This is a genomic window from Streptomyces sp. NBC_01460 (assembly GCF_036227405.1).
In the GTDB taxonomy this organism is placed as follows: domain Bacteria; phylum Actinomycetota; class Actinomycetes; order Streptomycetales; family Streptomycetaceae; genus Streptomyces.
The window spans coordinates 7,412,572-7,427,875 of record NZ_CP109473.1 but is presented as its reverse complement, the minus strand read 5'-3'; the positions used below and the strand labels follow the sequence as shown (position 1 = coordinate 7,427,875).

The 15,304-nt window shown below is 73.4% G+C and carries 12 protein-coding genes and 1 tRNA gene; 4 read left to right on the top strand and 9 right to left on the bottom strand.

Translation table 11 applies throughout. From position 1 onward, the window contains the following. Nucleotides 1-94 precede the first annotated feature (94 nt). Nucleotides 95-1,363, bottom strand: coding sequence for a ricin-type beta-trefoil lectin domain protein (locus tag OG488_RS33485; protein WP_329236059.1), 1,269 nt, complete (start codon nt 1,361-1,363; stop codon nt 95-97). Further along, nucleotides 1,360-2,166: a type VII secretion system-associated protein gene (locus OG488_RS33480; RefSeq protein ID WP_329239186.1), complete on the bottom strand. Its 807-nt coding sequence runs from the start codon at nt 2,164-2,166 to the stop codon at nt 1,360-1,362. The genes OG488_RS33485 and OG488_RS33480 overlap by 4 nt, the downstream gene beginning before the upstream one ends. 455 nt (nt 2,167-2,621) lie before the next feature. Here OG488_RS33480 and OG488_RS33475 point away from each other — a divergent pair, with 455 nt between their 5' ends. Beyond that, nucleotides 2,622-3,395: a thioesterase II family protein gene (locus OG488_RS33475; RefSeq protein WP_329236057.1), complete on the top strand. Its 774-nt coding sequence runs from the start codon at nt 2,622-2,624 to the stop codon at nt 3,393-3,395. 102 nt (nt 3,396-3,497) lie between these two features. Here the strand turns inward: OG488_RS33475 and OG488_RS33470 are convergent, their stop codons facing one another. The 4 genes from OG488_RS33470 to OG488_RS33455 form a co-directional block, all read right to left on the bottom strand. Then, complete coding sequence (locus OG488_RS33470; RefSeq protein ID WP_329236055.1) at nt 3,498-4,169, bottom strand: HalD/BesD family halogenase; 672 nt, start codon at nt 4,167-4,169, stop codon at nt 3,498-3,500. Nucleotides 4,170-4,265: 96 nt separating this feature from the next. Continuing rightward, nucleotides 4,266-6,008 carry an acyl-CoA dehydrogenase family protein gene (locus OG488_RS33465; protein WP_329236053.1) on the bottom strand — a complete coding sequence of 581 codons (1,743 nt, stop codon included), beginning with the start codon at nt 6,006-6,008 and terminating at the stop codon, nt 4,266-4,268. A 506-nt stretch (nt 6,009-6,514) separates the two neighbouring features. After that, nucleotides 6,515-6,588 (bottom strand) — tRNA-Pro (locus tag OG488_RS33460). A 50-nt stretch (nt 6,589-6,638) separates the two neighbouring features. Next, on the bottom strand, nt 6,639-9,296 hold the full coding sequence (locus tag OG488_RS33455; RefSeq protein WP_329236051.1) for an ATP-binding protein: 2,658 nt from the start codon (nt 9,294-9,296) through the stop codon (nt 6,639-6,641). A 106-nt stretch (nt 9,297-9,402) separates the two neighbouring features. Between OG488_RS33455 and OG488_RS33450 the strand changes: the two genes are divergently transcribed. The 3 genes from OG488_RS33450 (at nt 9,403) to OG488_RS33440 (ending at nt 10,925) form a co-directional block, all read left to right on the top strand. Continuing rightward, a complete protein-coding gene (locus OG488_RS33450) occupies nt 9,403-9,969 on the top strand; it encodes a DUF309 domain-containing protein (RefSeq protein WP_329236049.1) in 567 nt (188 codons plus the stop codon). A gap of 105 nt (nt 9,970-10,074) precedes the next feature. Continuing rightward, nucleotides 10,075-10,497 (top strand): DUF350 domain-containing protein, encoded by a 423-nt coding sequence (locus tag OG488_RS33445; protein ID WP_329236047.1) that lies wholly within the window; start codon nt 10,075-10,077, stop codon nt 10,495-10,497. A 62-nt stretch (nt 10,498-10,559) separates the two neighbouring features. Beyond that, nucleotides 10,560-10,925: a hypothetical protein gene (locus OG488_RS33440; protein WP_329236045.1), complete on the top strand. Its 366-nt coding sequence runs from the start codon at nt 10,560-10,562 to the stop codon at nt 10,923-10,925. A gap of 18 nt (nt 10,926-10,943) precedes the next feature. Here OG488_RS33440 and OG488_RS33435 read toward each other — a convergent pair whose 3' ends face one another. The 3 genes from OG488_RS33435 to OG488_RS33425 are packed head-to-tail and all read right to left on the bottom strand — an operon-like array spanning nt 10,944 to nt 15,057. Further along, complete coding sequence (locus tag OG488_RS33435) at nt 10,944-12,209, bottom strand: FAD-dependent oxidoreductase (protein WP_329236043.1); 1,266 nt, start codon at nt 12,207-12,209, stop codon at nt 10,944-10,946. After that, nucleotides 12,206-13,627 (bottom strand): FAD-dependent oxidoreductase, encoded by a 1,422-nt coding sequence (locus OG488_RS33430; RefSeq protein WP_329236041.1) that lies wholly within the window; start codon nt 13,625-13,627, stop codon nt 12,206-12,208. The genes OG488_RS33435 and OG488_RS33430 overlap by 4 nt, the downstream gene beginning before the upstream one ends. After that, on the bottom strand, nt 13,624-15,057 hold the full coding sequence (locus OG488_RS33425; protein WP_329236039.1) for an FGGY family carbohydrate kinase: 1,434 nt from the start codon (nt 15,055-15,057) through the stop codon (nt 13,624-13,626). The genes OG488_RS33430 and OG488_RS33425 overlap by 4 nt, the downstream gene beginning before the upstream one ends. Nucleotides 15,058-15,304 lie beyond the last annotated feature (247 nt).

The following is a 15,304-nucleotide window of genomic DNA, read 5'->3' as shown; positions in this document are numbered from 1 at the left end:
GGGGACGGGTGTCGGGGGCCGACGGTGCCATCATGCCTCGCCCCCGGGACGCGCGGGTTCCGGGAGTGGTGCTCCCGGTGTCGAGGCGCCGCTGTCAGGTGCTCCACTTCTGGGCGGGGTTGCCCGAGCACTTCAGCAGTTGCAGGGCGGCCCGGTTGTTCGGGTTGGCCCCCGCGATGTCGACGCACATGCCGACGACGGTGTTGACCAGGTCGTGGGCGCCGTTCAGGGCGAACTTCTGGGCGGGGTTGTCGCTGCACCGGGCGATCTGGATGACGGCGCCGTCGCTGAAGTTCGCGTTGGCCACGTCCAGGCACAGGCCCCGGATGCGGATGGTGCCGTCGGACGCGAACTGCCACTTCTGCGCAGGGGCGTTGTTGCAGTCCCACATGTGCAGTGCCTTGCCGTCACTGAAGTCGTGCCCCGGTACGTCGATGCAACGGCCCGAGAGATGGCTGCGGAAGGAGACGGGGGCGCTGAGGGTCACCGCCGGCGCGGCCGCCGGCTTGTTCCTGGTGCTGCCGGACTTCTCAGCTCCGCCGCTCTGCTTCTTCGGCGCGGCCGGCTTCTCGGCGTCGTCCTTCTTCTTCTCTCCTGCGGCCTTCTCCGTGTCGGGCGCGGGAGCCTTGGGCGCCTGCTGAACGGTCTTGGCGGGCTTCTCGGACGCGTCGGGCCCCTTCGTGCCGGCGCCCGGGGTGCCGGGCTCGGTCGGGGTCACGGCGAACTCGCCGGGCGCCTCCTGCTCGCTTCCGGTGAGCACGGTTCCGGCCGCCGTCGTCGGCCGGTCGGGGTCCTTGTCGTCGTCCGTCGCGAGGACCAGGAACGGGACCGACACGAGCAGGGCTCCGGCTATCGCAGCCCCCGCCAGCACGGCCTTGCCCGGCCGTCCGACCGGCCCGGTCTGCTGCGGACGGCCGATCGCCGTCGCGGTCATGGTGCGCACGAGGGCGGGCAGCCGGCTCTCGGCGGCGGCACCGGAGTCGTGGTCGGCCTCGGGCCGGGCGCCGGAAGAGGTCTCAGGGCCGGCCGGGGTGCCGGAAGAGGACCCGGGCCCGGTGCTCGCACCCGCCTCAGGGTCGGTGGTCGCACCCGCTTCGGGCCTGGTGCTCGCACCCGCCTCGGGTTCGGCTGTCGCCCCGCCGGCGCCGGTCCCCGCCGGTGCCGGTGCCGGTGCCGGTGCCGGCGAGGCCTCCGACTCGGGATCGGACGTGGCGGACCTCGCCTCCGGCGTGGGCTCGGACGTACCGGGCTTCGCCTCCGGGGTGGTCTCGGCGAGGGTGGCCGAGGCCGTCTCCTCGCTTACGGAACCGGACTCCGCGCGAGCCCGCGCGGAGGCGGAGGGTTGCTGAGCCGAACGCGTCACGGGGTTCTCCCTGTGGTGTGGGGCCAGGGTTCAGATGAGCTGGGGGCCGCCCGGTCCCCGGAGGGGTCCGCGGCCGGAGCGCCGGCACGGGGCACCGCACCGGAGAGGTGTAGGGATGCGGCCTCGGCAGGGGCCTTCTCGGCGCCCGCCTCGCGGTCGGGGCCGAGCAGGCTGTCCGCCGGGACGAGCAGGGGTGCCGCCGCGGCGGGGTTGACCATCAGCAGCGCGCCGGGACCGCTGAGTGAACGGGCCAGTTCCGCCGCCGGAAGCCTGTCATGGTGAAGTGCCGCGGACATGAACTCGTGTGCCGGTGAGGTGAACAAGAGCACCACAGGCGCCCCGTCCCGCCCGGCGGCCAGGAGTGGCCCTCCGTCGGGCCCGCGCACCACGGTGACATCGGCCGCCGCCAGCGCGTCGAGCGCGGCTTCCACCGAGCCGTAGCCGGTGGCGGCCCGCTGGGCCGCGGCGTCCACCGGGTCGGTGGGCTCCGGCCAGTCGAGCACGCGCGCCGAGGGGCGGTACGCGGGGTTGGCGCGGTACTCCCCCACACCACCCTCGTCGTCCGACTGCCACTCGCCCAGCACCGCCCACTCCGGCGGCGTCCGCTCCTCGGTCCACTCCGGATCCACCACCCCGATCCAGTGCCCCGGTGCCTCTCGGGCGGCGGCCTTCACGGCCTCGGGTATCTCGGGCGGTTCGGCGGCCCCGTCAGCGGGTGACGGCTGGTCAGCGACTGGGCCGACGGCGTCCGGCACGGTGAACGGAGCTTCGTGCCCGCCCTCTTGCCGCTCTCCGGGCCGCATCTCCACCTGAACTCTTGGGTCCGTACGAATCCTTGGGCGCCGAGCGACACGCGCGTACGCCGACACTGATCAAACCGAGTCAACAGGATGTCACACCAGCCCCGCCCGTTGACGTCCCCCCAGGGTCCGTTTCGGTTGCCCGCACACCCGTTTGCCGCCCGGACAGGTCACGATCCGGGAGCAGAGAGGCGCAGACGGACAATTCGACGAGGGGGCATTCCGGGCGAGGGGGCACCGTCGCCTCACGACGGGTTACGTGGTGTACGCCTTCGGCCCCCTGGGGGCATGCGGTTCCGGCCGCACCGCAGGCCGGGCCCCGGACGACGACTCGGTCCGCCCCCCTCTCGGTTGCGTGGAATCGCGTGCCCTTTCGACAGCGATGCGAGAGGCTGTCGCTCTGCAAGGTAGGCACATGAGGCACCGAAGCGTGATGATCCGTCAGGGGTGTTCCGGAAGTGGCACGTAGTGAACGGGATCTCTGGCTACGGGGATTCGGCACGGACGCACAGAGAGCTGCGGCGGCCGACGCGCCCTTCGAGCTGATCTGTTTTCCGCATGCCGGCGGCTCGGCATCGTACTGGTGGGGGCTCGCCAAGGCGCTCGCCGGTGACGCGGATGTCCTGGCCGTCCAGTACCCGGCCCGCCAGGACCGCTACCAGGAGTCGGCCGTGCCCGACCTGCACCGGCTGGCAGACCTGATCGCCGGAGTGCTGGACGGTCCCCGCGACCGCCCCCTGGTGCTGCTCGGCCACAGCATGGGCGCCTCCCTGGCGTACGAGGTGGGCGCGCGGCTCTCCCGCACCGCCGGCGGCGGTCCCGGTCTGCTCGTCGTGTCCGCCCGGCGGGCCCCGAGCGTCCCCGAGACGGCCTGGGACCGGATCGGGGACGACGCGGCCCTGGTCAAGAGGGTGCGGGCACTCGGCGGAACCGACCCCGCCTTGCTGGACGACCCCGATCTGCTGGAACTGATCCTGCCCGGGCTGCGCGGCGACTACGGGGCCCTCGCCTCCTACCGCGGGACCACGGGGAAGCCGCTGTCCTGTCCGGTGCTGGCCCTCGCCGCCGACGAGGACCCGTCGGTGCCTGTCGAGGAGGTCGAGGCGTGGCAACGGCACACCTCGGGCACCTTCCGCCTGCACGTCTTCGACGGCGGCCACTTCTACCTGGCCGACCGGCTCGATGAACTCGCCGAGCTGATCCGCCGCAGCGTCACGGCCTCCGCCCGGTGACATCGTGCGCGGGTCCGCGGTCTGCGGCGTCTTCGCCGGAGCCGCGGGGTCCTGTGGCTGCCTCTTCGTGAGGGGGACGGGTTCCCGCGGCGCGGGTTCACCTCAGTCGTAGAGGAGCGAGGCGGACGGCGCGGTCGTTCCCTGGCGGCCCGGTGTGGTGTACGCGAAGTTGAGCACCGTACGCCGCAGTCCGGGACGCCCGAGCGGGGTGACGCGGTGGGCGGTGCGGTCGCTCCGCAGGAGGTAGCCGTCGCCGGAGCGGTGGTGCACGAGCCGGGCGCCGGGTGCGTCGAGGCCCTCGAGGTCGCTGCCGGGGTGGAACGCCAGCAGTCCGCCGTCGGCCGGGTGCGTCGGGGCTTCGAGGAAGAGGACGAGGGCGAGCGGGTAGTCATCGGTGTGCGCGCCGTGGGTGTCGCCCGGGCGGTGCAGGACGTTCAGGACGTGCCGTTCGACGGGGTCGTGGACGGCGACGACCGTCTCGCCCAGGAGCGAGGACAGGAGCCGCATCAGTTCCCGGTCCTCGTAGAGACGCGTGATGAGCGGTGAAGCGCGGGCGATCCGGTGTCCGCCGAGCGTGGTCATGTGCCGAGGGCTGTCCGCCGTGCACGGCATGCGGAAGTCCCGCCGTACCGCGTCGGACTCCAGCCGGCGCGCTTCCCCTACGAGCGCCGCCAGCCCGGCGGGGCCGATGAGCCCGGGCAGGGCGACGTAGCTGTCGGCGGAGAACCGTCGGCGCAGGGACTCCCAGCGCGAGTCCACGGGCAACGAGAGCATGGACGATCCATCCCTCGTGCCCGAACCGGACAAACCCACCTCGACCCGGTCCGCTCAAGGCGACCGAGCCGATGTCCCCCGTCGTCGGGGTCTCGTTCAGGCGGATGTCAGCATCGGCAGGGACATCAGGTACTCCTCCGGGATGTCGAAGGCTCCGGTCAGGGTCTGCAGATGAGGGGCGAGCCGGGACGTCAGCGTGCGCACCGTCTCGGGGAGGGCGCGGACCTGGTCCATGGTGAGTGCGTTCTCGACCAGGAGGAGGCCGGTCAGAGTGGTCAGCCGGTCGAGCAGGAACAGCGCGCGCAGGTCGTCCAGGGTGGCGCGGGTGCCCGGGTGGGTGACGTCGGAGCAGGCTGCGGCGAAGGCGTCGGCGGCCTGGCCCACGGCGTACGTCTCGACCAGGGCGAGGGCGGCGGCGGACGCGTGGTTCCAGCGGCCGAGTGCGTCGCCCCCGGCGCCGCCGCGCAGGTCGCGCCGTGCGGCCAGGTGCCAGTGGCGTTCGGCGGTGGCGAGGGCGCGGCGCAGGAATTCGGGGTCGGTCAGGGGCTCCTGGCCGGTCGCCCGCGCCGGCTCCGGGAGGATCGCGTGGCCGAAGATCATCTCGGCTCCGGCCTTGCACCAGATCGCCAGGTTGTCCCCTTCGGCGGTGATGGCTCCGTCCGTGTTGGCGGCGAACTCCGCCAGTCCGTTCACCGGGAACAGGGCCCTGGCACCGCAGCGTTCTCGGCTCTCGATCGTGATCTCGCGGGCCCGCCAGGTGATCCAGCCCTTGGCCACCGCGACCAGCCGTTCGGTTGCGGCCCGGTCCTCGGGGGCGTGGGTGATCCAGCGCTCGGTGACGGCCCGGTGCAGGAAGGTCATGGCGTAGGCGGTGGCCGTGCAGGTGAGCAGCCTGGCGTGATGGCTGCGGTGCGCGGCCAGGGGAACGCTCTGTCCGGCCACGGGACCGGAGATGCGCCGGATGCCCCCGTAACGGACCGCGATCGCCAGGGCGGCGCGGCTGCCACCGAGGGTGCTCGCGCTCATGCACAGCTTTCCGACCGTCACCCGGCGGATGGCGTGCAGGAACCGCTTGCGCGGGCTGCCCACGGCGCTGGTGAAGGTGCCGTCCGGCCGTAGCTCTCCGTGCTCCCCCTGGATCAGGGCGGTGCGCGGCAGACGTACCTGGTCGAAGGTGGTGACACAGTGGTCGACCGGGCTGCCGATACGTTCCGGCAACACCGTCACGGTGATGCCCGGCAGGGTTCCGTGACGATCGCTCAGCGGTGTGAGGAACAGGAAGACGCCGTGGTCGCGGTCGTCGACCAGGAGCCGGGCCGCCACCAAGGCGCTCTTCGGCCCGCCGGCGGGACTGGTGTTGGGCATGTACTTCTGCGCGCCCTCGTGCGGGGTGTGCAGCACGAACTCGTCACGCTCGCGGTCGTAGCGGGCCGAGGTCTCCAGCGCCGCCGCGTCGTTGCCATGGGCGCGCTCGGTACAGAGGAACGTCCCTGTGCGCGCCAGCGCGGCGAACCGGGAGAGGTCACGCACCGGTGAGGTGCGGTCGTCGAGCAGGCTGCCGAGGAAGAGGTTGTAGTGGATGCCGGCCACGGTGGCCGTGGCCCCGTCCACCACCGAGGTCCACTCGTGCAGGGCGGCCAGCCCGCGGGCGTCCTGAGCCAGGGACTGCGGGCACAGCACCTCTTCGTTCAGAGCGCGCAGCCGGTCGTACGACAGCTGCCACCGTTCCTCGGCACCCATATCGGCCCGATGGCGGAACCGGTCGGTCGAGATCACCTTGCGCCAGGAGCCGTGGATGTCCGGCCCCCCTACACCGTCCCGGAAGAGGATCTCGGCCAACTCATTCGGGCGGGGCGTGAGTTGCGTACCGCCCTGCGTGTGAACATCGATGCTGATCATTATGCCCGACCCAACGAGCGGACCGGTTCACAGAAACGTTCTTTACGAAACTGTTCGGCGGACGGCCCACTCGCCGCCGTCCGGAGCCCGATGTCGGTACGGACGGGTCCCAGCGCTGACCCCCGCGACGTGACTCACCAAAACGACGTGGTCACCGAGCTCGGCCACGAGCACCTTCGCCCCCCACGGCCTCCGACGCAGGGGACCGACCTGGTTCGCCGACCCCGGGGTCCAGATCCACGTCCTGCGCAGGATCGCGCGGCCACGGATCACTGATGACCACACGGCGCTACCCGCACCCGGACACACCAGGATCACGGCAGCCGGCACAGCGCTCTCCGCACACCGCGGCGTGCTCCCCGCCGAGCCCGGCCGAACCCCCAAAAACGATCAAGGGCCGGTTTCGGATTTCTCCGAAACCGGCCCTGACCTGCGACTGTCTCCAGTCGGGACGACAGGATTTGAACCTGCGACCCCTTGACCCCCAGTCAAGTGCGCTACCAAGCTGCGCCACGTCCCGATGCGTTTCCCCCCGGTGTTCCCGGGTGGCCGCGCAGGACAAACATTACCTCACTCCGAGGGCCGGATCGACGCGCGTACCTGCTGGGCGCGGGCCGCGAGTCCTTCCGCGCCGCAGGCCGTGGCGATCTTCTGGGCCCGGGCGACCTCCCGCTCGGAGTGGATCGCGATGCCGTACTCGAAGCGGGCCAGCGCGTGCTCGTAGGCGGACGAGGACGCCTCGAGGTGGCGTACGGACTCGGCGAGCAGCTGCTTGGCCTCCTCCTCGGGCGCGAAGAGTGCCACGCAGCGCAGCGCCTCCCCGATCGCCGTGTCCGTGCCGAAGCGCTCCGCGTGGACCCGGGCACGACTGGCGAGCTGGGCGGCCCGGACCGGGTCGCTGTCGGCCAGGGCACGGGCCAGGTCGCCCGCCCAGGGTGCCCAGACGCCGTTGAAGCGGCCTCGTGGCTCCAGGGCCGCCCCCGCCGATTCCAGCTCGGCCACGGCCTCCTCCGTACGGCCTTCGGCCAGCAGCAGCCGTCCGCGTACGCACGGGGCGTCCGGCAGGACCATCGCCGTGGGGTACGGCGGGCCGAAGTCGTACCGGTCGGCGACCAGCCGGGCCTCGGCCGTCCGGCCGCGGGCGAGCAGGGTGTCGACGAGAAGGCAGGCGGCGTCCCAGTGGACGGGCAGTCCGCGTCCGGCCCGGTCGGCGAGGCGCAGGCCTTCGCGCAGGAAGCCCTCGGCCTCGGCGAGACGGCCGCGCCTGCGGTGCACGAGGCCGAGGAGGGTGTGGGCGAACGCGAGGTGCGCGCCGCTCCACCCGGAGATCTCGAAGGCGCGCACGGCCTCGCTGAAGAGTTCCTCGGCGCGGTCCGTCCGGTCGGTGAAGGCGTAGGTGATGCCGACCATCGTGGGGAGTTCGAAGCCCCATTCGGTGTCGGTCCAGCCGAGCCCGCGGGCCGGCCGGCCGTCGACGAGGGCGCGTTCGCAGAAGTCGACGACGAGTTGGGCGTTCTCCCCGCGGAGCATGGCGTCGAAGGCCCGCAGGGTGAGCAGGGCGCGCTCCGCGTTGTCGCGGCCCTTGAGGTGGTCGGCGTTGCGGGCGAGCCGGGCCGACCGTCCTGGCCCGTCGTCCTCGGCGGCCTGCATGCCCTCCCAGAGGAAATGCGCGGCTTGGAGACGCATCAGGCCGGGCCCGGGCGCGGTCCGGGACGCCTCGGCGGCCAGCGAGAGCGCCGCGTCCTTGAGCTGGTTGTTGTGGGACAGGGCGGAGGCGAGCCGGAAGGTGGCGTCGATCCGGAGCGTCTCGTCGAGGCCGGGGGTGTCGAGTGCGGCGCGCAGGTGCTGCACCGTCGTGGCCGGCGAGAAGAGCAGCGTGGCGCAGCCCAGTTCGTACAGCAGGGCCGCCCGCTCGTCGGGGCGCGGCGGTTCGTCCAGGGCGCGTTCGAGGCAGCGCCTGGCGGCTTCCGGGGCGCCGACGGCGAGGTGCTGCCGTGCCGCCTCGCGGAGCTGCGCGACCAGTTCCTGGTCGTCGTCCGGGTGGACTTCGAGCAGGTGGCGGGAGGCGGCGGCCGCCCCGAGCCCGGCCTGGGTGATCGCCCAGGCCGCCCGTCCGTGCATGGCGGTGCGGGTGGCCGGCGGGATGGAGCGGTAGACGGCGGTGGCGATGAGCGGGTGGACGAATTCCAGCGGGTCGAAGCCGCTGACGATACGGGCGTCACGCAGGCGAGCCGTGCAGTCGGCGGCCTCCGCCGAGCTCATGCCGGCGAGTGTCGCGGCCAGCTCCTGGGAGATCTCGGTCCCGAGCACGGCGGCCGCCCAGGCGAAGCGGTTGGCGTTGGTTCCCAGGCGTTCGAGACGGGCGACGAGTCCGCTGCCCCGGGCCGACGCGCCGAGCTCGCGGAGGAGTCCGGCGGACTCCTCGACCGGTGCCAGCTCGCGGTCCTGCGCCTTGGCGACGAGCTCGACCGCCTCGTACGGATTGCCTCCCGTCACGGCCCAGACCTCGCGGCAGAACGGGTCGTCCGCGTGGTCGCCCAGGCCGGCGCGCACCAGCTCGGCCGTGGCGTCCGGGGTGAGCGCGCGCAGCGCCACCCGGGTCAGCGCCGGGTGGGAGGCGGCCGTGCCCCGCTCCTGGGAGCGGGCGACGGCCCAGTCCGCGTCGCGGTCGGCGAGCTCCTGGGGGCGGTGCGCCTGGACGACCAGCACGGGCAGTTCGGACAGCCGTGCGGTGAATCCGGAGAGCCAGGCGAGGGATTCGCCGTCGGCCCAGTGCGCGTCATCCACTATGAGGAGCAGGGGCCGGTGACTGAGGCGGGAGGCGAGCCGGGACACGACGTGGTCGAGACCGTCCCGGACGCCCTGCGGGTCGGGCTGCGGGCCGCTGGGGTCGGCGAGGCCCAGAGCCGGCGCGGCGATCTCGAACCAGTCACCGAACAGGGCGCGGATCTCGTCGGCGGGGAACCGGTCCAGTGCGGGCTGGAGCAGCTGACGTACGACGTGGAACGGCACCGAGGTGACCGTCTCGCCGCCGCGTGCGGACCACACGGTGCAACGGTCGGCGGCCATGGCCTGGATCTCGCCGAGCAGCGCGGTCTTGCCGATGCCGGCTTCGCCGCTGAAGACGAGCAGCCCGCCGGCTGCTTGTCCGCCGCAGAGGGCGTCCACCGCCTGTGCGGCGACGGCGAGTTCCGGTTCGCGCTCGTACAACGGCCGGGACGGCTGCATGCCTCCCCTTCCCAGGGTGGTTGCGGAGAGTTCGAGCCTAGCCGTGCGCGGGTGCTCGCGGACAGGGTTCACGTGGTTCCCCGCAGGTGCGAGGCACAATCGGGGGGTGGACGAATCTCGCAGGGACCGGGACGAGGAAGGGCGGGCGCGCAACGCGCGCCCCAGGGACGGGCTGGGGCGCCCCCTGCCGTACGGGACTCCGGGGGTGGAACGGCAGCCCGAGGGAGTGGTCCGTTCACCGGACGAGACGGTGCGCGAGGCCCAGCGGCTGCTGGACGCGGGCATGCCGTTCCACGCCCACGAGGTGTTCGAGGACGCCTGGAAGTCGGGGCCGGACGGGGAGCGCGAGCTGTGGCGCGGGCTCGCGCAGATGGCGGTGGGGCTCACTCACGCAGCCCGGGGCAACGCCGCGGGCGGAGCACGGCTGTTGCGGCGGGGCGCCACCGCCGTCGAGGGGTTCGGGGCAGCCGCTCCGCACGGGATCGGTGTGGACGGGCTCATCGGCTGGGCACGGGAGCTGGCCGACCGGGTGGACGGGTCCGCCCCGGCCGGGCCCGAGGGCGGCCCGGGCGGCGCCCGCGGCGTGGGCGGGGACACCGCGCACGCTGCGGCCGTGGTGGACGCGGCCACGGAGGCACCGCGGTTGCGGCGGGAGGACCGGGCCGGGGGGTGAGCGCCCGCATGGGATAGGTTTTGCCTTTTCCTGACGGCGTGTTGATCACGCCTGTCACACTCCTGTTCCATTCTTCGCTCACGCGCTCAAGAGACGGACGCCCCGATGACCGACATCATCAACGGCCTCGGCCGTGCCACCGCGTACGGGGCCCTCGGCGTCGTACTGCTCGTTCTCGGCATCTTCCTGATCGACGCCCTGACGCCGGGCAAGCTCGGCCGCCAGATATGGGAGGAGCGCAACCGCAACGCCGCGCTGCTCCTCAGCTCGGCGCTGCTGGGCATCGGCGGCATCGTGTTCACGTCGATCTGGACGACCTACGAGGACTTCGGCAAGGGGCTCGTCTCCACGGCCGCCTTCGGACTGCTCGGTCTGATCATGATGGCGGTGGCGTTCCTCGTCGTGGACCTGGTCACGCCCGGGAAGCTGGGAGCCACGCTGGTGGAGCGTGAGCCGCACCCGGCGGTGTGGGTGACGGCGTCCTGCAACCTGGCGGTGGCCGCCATCGTCTCGGCGTCGATCGCCTGATCACACGGGTGATCCAACGGTCCGGCGAACACCGCGCTGCGCAGCCATTACGATCCGGCGTCATGAGCACTTCTGACCAGGACCAGGACCAGGAACACGAGCAGGCCCGCGAGCAGGACGCGGAGCAGGGCGAGAACGACGGGGCGATACCCGGGCCCGCCGCGCAGGAGCGGAGACTCACGCCGCGTCAGGCCCGGCGGCTGCGGATCGTCCTCTCCTCGGCGGGCATGGCGGCGATGGCCGTCGTCCTGGCCCTGCGGATCGCGAGCCGCTCGTCGGTGCTGGTCGTCGGGGTGTACGGCCTCGCCCTCATCCTCTGCGGTGTGGTGATCGAGCTCAGCAGGAACGGCCGCACCCGGCTCGGCAGCTGGCTGCTGGCGGCCGGACTGGTGGCGGCGGTCGGCGCGGACTGGCTGCTCATCCCTTAGGGCACGCCGCTCCGCCGGTCACCGCGCGGAGATCCGTACGGAGGCGCCGTCCGGGTCGACCCGGTCGAGCCAGTCGGCCCGGAGAGCGATCGGCCGGCCGGGGACTGCGGGCAACAGCAGGCGCTCCCGGTGGAGTTCGCGCCCGTTCTGCGAGACGACCAGCGTCGGCCGGAGCAGCCGGCGCGCGGTGCGCAGCACGAACCGGTCCCCCGTCGGCCGCGCACCGTGCGGTCCCGTCACATTGGGGGCGATCCACCGCAGGGGGGCGTCGACGACCAGCCGTCGTCCCTCTCCGGAGGGATCCTCGGTGCCGGCCAGGTGGTGCAGCACGGACACCGCCACGGCCCGGCCCTCCTGGGCCGCGAACCCCGCCCGTTCGACGGCGTGCAGCAGGTTCCCGGCGGCGAGGACGCCCGGCCGCGAGGTGCGGAAGGCGGCGTCGTACGCCGGGCCCCGGGTGCCGGGATCGAGGCGGAGGCCGCCGCGCCTGGCCAGTTCGTGGTCGGGGACGAAGTCGCCGGTCAGGACGACGGTGTCGCAGCGCAGCGTGGTGGTGCGGCCGTCGTCGTGGCGCAGTTCCACCCCGGTCAGCCGGGCCCTGCCGGTGAGCCCGGTGACGGTCGCACCGGTGAGCAGCGGGACGTGCCGGCTCCGGGGCAGGACCGGGAGGGGCGTCCGGTCGGTGACCACGGCGACGACGTGGACCCCCGCGGCACGCAGGGTGGCCACGGCTGCGTGGGCGACGGGCTCGCCGCCGACGACGACCGCGGTGGTGCCGATCCGCTGCCCGTACAGGTGGACGGCCTGCTGGAGCTCTCCGGTGGTCCATACGCCGGCCGGCCGGGTGCCGGGGATCAGACGGGCGCTGCGCGGCCGTTCGCGGGCGCCGGTGGCGAGGACGACGGCCCGGGCGGTGATCCGTTCGAGCCCGCCTGGTCCGGTGGTCTCGACGGTGCGGGGGCCCGCCCAGCCCGTGACGGAGACCCCGGTGCGCAGGGCCGCGCCCGCGTCCAGCGCCGCGGCCACACTCCGCCGGGCGTACGCGGGCCCACTCGTCCCGCTGCCGGCGTACGCGGAGCCGGTCGCGGCGGCCCAGGCGTACACCGTCCGGTCGAGGCGCCCGCCGAATCCGCCGTGGTGGCAGTGGCGCGGGACGCCGCCCGCCTCCTGCTCGCGTTCCAGGATCTCCACCCGGCCCGCTCCGGCTCCCGCGAGTTCCGCTCCGGCCGCGAGCCCCGCAGGGCCGGCGCCGACGATCAGGACGTCGACCTCGCGTGCGCTCACGGTCGTGCCTCCTCGAACAGGGCGCGGACGGCGGCGCCGCAGTAGAAGCCCTGGCACCGGCCCCCTCGGGCCCGGGTGCGGCGCCGCAGGCCGTCCAGGGAGTGCGGCGGGATCGTCGCGCGGAGGGCGTCCCGGATCTCTCCGAGGGTGACCTGTTCGCAGTGGCAGACCAGCGTGCCGTACGCCGGATCACCTGCGATCAGCTCGGCACTCCGGTACGGCCGGGGGAACGCCTCGCCGAGGTTCGGCATCGTCAGGGGCGGCAGGGGGCCCGGCTCGCCGGCGTCCAGGCCGGTGTCCGCGAGGAGCCCCCTCACGTGCCGGGCGATCGCCATGGACGCGGTGAGGCCGGTGGAGCGGATGCCGCCCACGGCGACGTAGCGCCGGGCCGGGTACTCCTGGATGCGGTAGTCCTCCTGCCCGGTGGCGGCGCGCAGGCCCGCGTAGACGGCGGTGACCTCCTCGTCGAGCAGCGCGGGCACGATCCGGCGGCCCTTCTCGCGCAGGAGGCGGAGTCCCCCGGCGGTGGACCCGGTGGCGGTCCGGTCGTCGAGATCCTCGGCGGTGGGGCCGAGGAGGACGTTGCCGAACACGGTCGGTGCGACCAGGACGCCCTTGCCGGCCGGCCCGGGGACCGGCAGGAGGATGTGGGAGACGAGGCCGCGGGCGAGCTTGTCGAAGACGACGAGCTGCCCCCTGCGCGGGGTCACGGTGAACACGTCGTGTCCGAGGAGCCGGTCGATCTCGTCGGCGTACAGTCCGGCGGCGTTGACCAGGTAGCGGGTGCGCAGCGGTCCGCGCGTGGTGGTGAGCAGATGGTCCCCGGCGTCGCTCCCGACGTCTCGCACCCGGCAGTTCAGGTGCAGGTGGACACCTGCCCTGACGGCCTGGGTGGCGAAGGCGAGCGGGGTGGTCCAGGGGCAGATGACGCTCTCGTCGGGAACCTCGAGCGCGCCGAGCGCGCCGGGCCCCAGATGCGGTTCGCGCCGCCGTAGTTCGTCGGCGCCGATGATCCGGGAGGCGTGGTAGCCGTTGCGCCCCGCCTTGGCCCGCAGTCCGGGCAGTGCGGCGAGCTGCTCCTCGTCCCAGGCCACGAGGAGCGCGCCGACCCGCTCCACGGGGATGCCGGTCTCCCCCGCGTAGGCGGCGAGGAGCTCCTGTCCCTCGCGTACGAGGCGGGCCTCCAGCGAACCGGGTACGGCGTCGAAGCCGGTGTGCAGGATCGCGGTGTTGGCCTTCGATGTGCCGTTGCCGATGTCGTCGGCGGCGTCGATCAGCGCGGTGCGCAGCCGGTGGCGGGCCAGTTCCCGGGCGATGGCCGCGCCCACGACCCCCGCGCCGACGACCGTGACGTCGTACGTGTTCTCCGCGTCCTGGACCGAGGGCAGGGGGCCGGCGGTGGTGAGGGTGACGGTCACGCGCGCTCCAGCAGGCCGTCGACCGCGGCCCGGAAGCCCGCGAGGCGCTCCGACGCCTCATCGGGGCCGATCCGGGGCTCGTACACGGCGGACGGCCGCCAGTCGGGGACCGCGCGGCCCGGTGGAAGCCGCGGGTCGAGGCCGAGCCGGGCCACCACGCCGGCGCCGAGCGCGGTCGCGTCGGGCAGCGCCGAGACCTCGACCGGTCGTTGCAGCAGGTCGGCCTGGGTCTGCATGAGCAGGGCGGAGCGTGTCAGGCCGCCGTCCACCCGCAGCGTGGTGAGCGGTGCGCCCAGGTCGTCGGCGACGGCGTCGGCCAGGGCGACGACCTGGGCGGCGATGCCCTCGCAGAGGGCGCGGACCAGGTGTCCCGCGGTGGTGTCGAGGCCGAGGCCGGTGACGGAGCCCCGCAGGTCGCCGCGCCACCAGGGGGCGGCGAGACCGGCGAGCGCGGGGACGAAGGTGACCCCGCCGGCGTCCGGCACCGAGGCGCCGACCGGGTCGAGGTCCGCGGCCCCGGAGATCACCCCGAGGTCGGTGAGCCAGCGCACCGCCGAGGCCGCCGTGTAGACCTGGCCGTCGAGGCAGTAGTCCGTGCGGCCGCCGAGGCGCCAGGCGACACAGCTCACCAGACCGCTGGAGCCGGTGCTGGGCAGGCCGCCGGTCTGGGCGAGGAGGAACGCGCCGGTGCCGTAGGTGCATTTGGCCTGCCCGGGCTCCAGGGCGTTCTGCGCCAGCAGTGCGGCCTGCTGGTCGACGAGGAGACCGGTCAGGGGGATCTCCCCGCCGAACACGGTGGTGGTGCCGACGGGGCCGGCGCAGTCGACGACGGCGGGCAGCCGCTCGTCGGACAGGCCGAAGATCTCGAGGGCGGCGGGCGACCAGGCGACGTCGTGCAGGCCGAGCAGCTGGGTGCGGCCGGCGGTGGCGGCATCGGTGACGAACGCGCCGGTCAGCTGGTGGACCAGCCAGGAGTCGCTGGTCGTCACGACTCCTTCCCGGGTGAGCTCGCGGCGGATCCAGGCCATCTTGGGCGCGGCGAAGTAGGGATCGAGCGGGAGCCCGGTCAGCCGCTTCAGCTCGTCGCCGTGCGGGGCGAGTTCCTCGCATAGCCCTGCCGCGCGCCGGTCCTGCCAGACGACGGCATCGGTCAGGGGTCTTCCGGTCGCGGGATCCCAGGCGAGCACCGTCTCCCCCTGGTTGGCCAGACCGACGGCGGCCACGGGTTCGGCGGCGTCCTCCATCGCCTGGCGGCCGGCGTCGAGGACCGATCCGATCAGCTCGGCGGGATCGGTCTCCACCAGGCCCCCCGCGCCGTGGCGCGTGCGCACGGGCGCGGAACCGGAACCGATCACCCCGCGCTCGGGACAGATCACCAGCGCCTTCGTCCCGGACGTCCCCTGGTCGATGGCGAGTACCGGTCCTGTCAATCGACGCTCCTGCCGTGCGGCCGCCCGGACCCGGGCGGAATCGTGATCATCTGGTCTCTCCGCCCACAGTCGTGCAGACCACGTCGTGCGTCAACCCTCTCCAGAACATCCCGTCCGGAGCCACGCACGGCGATCAACGTCCGGTTCGACGGCGCCACTTGAGTAAGATCCACGGAGTCCCCCGACGGACGGTGCGGGGCGCTCTACACTCACCGCCCAGTGGACAACCGGACGATGACCACCGGGT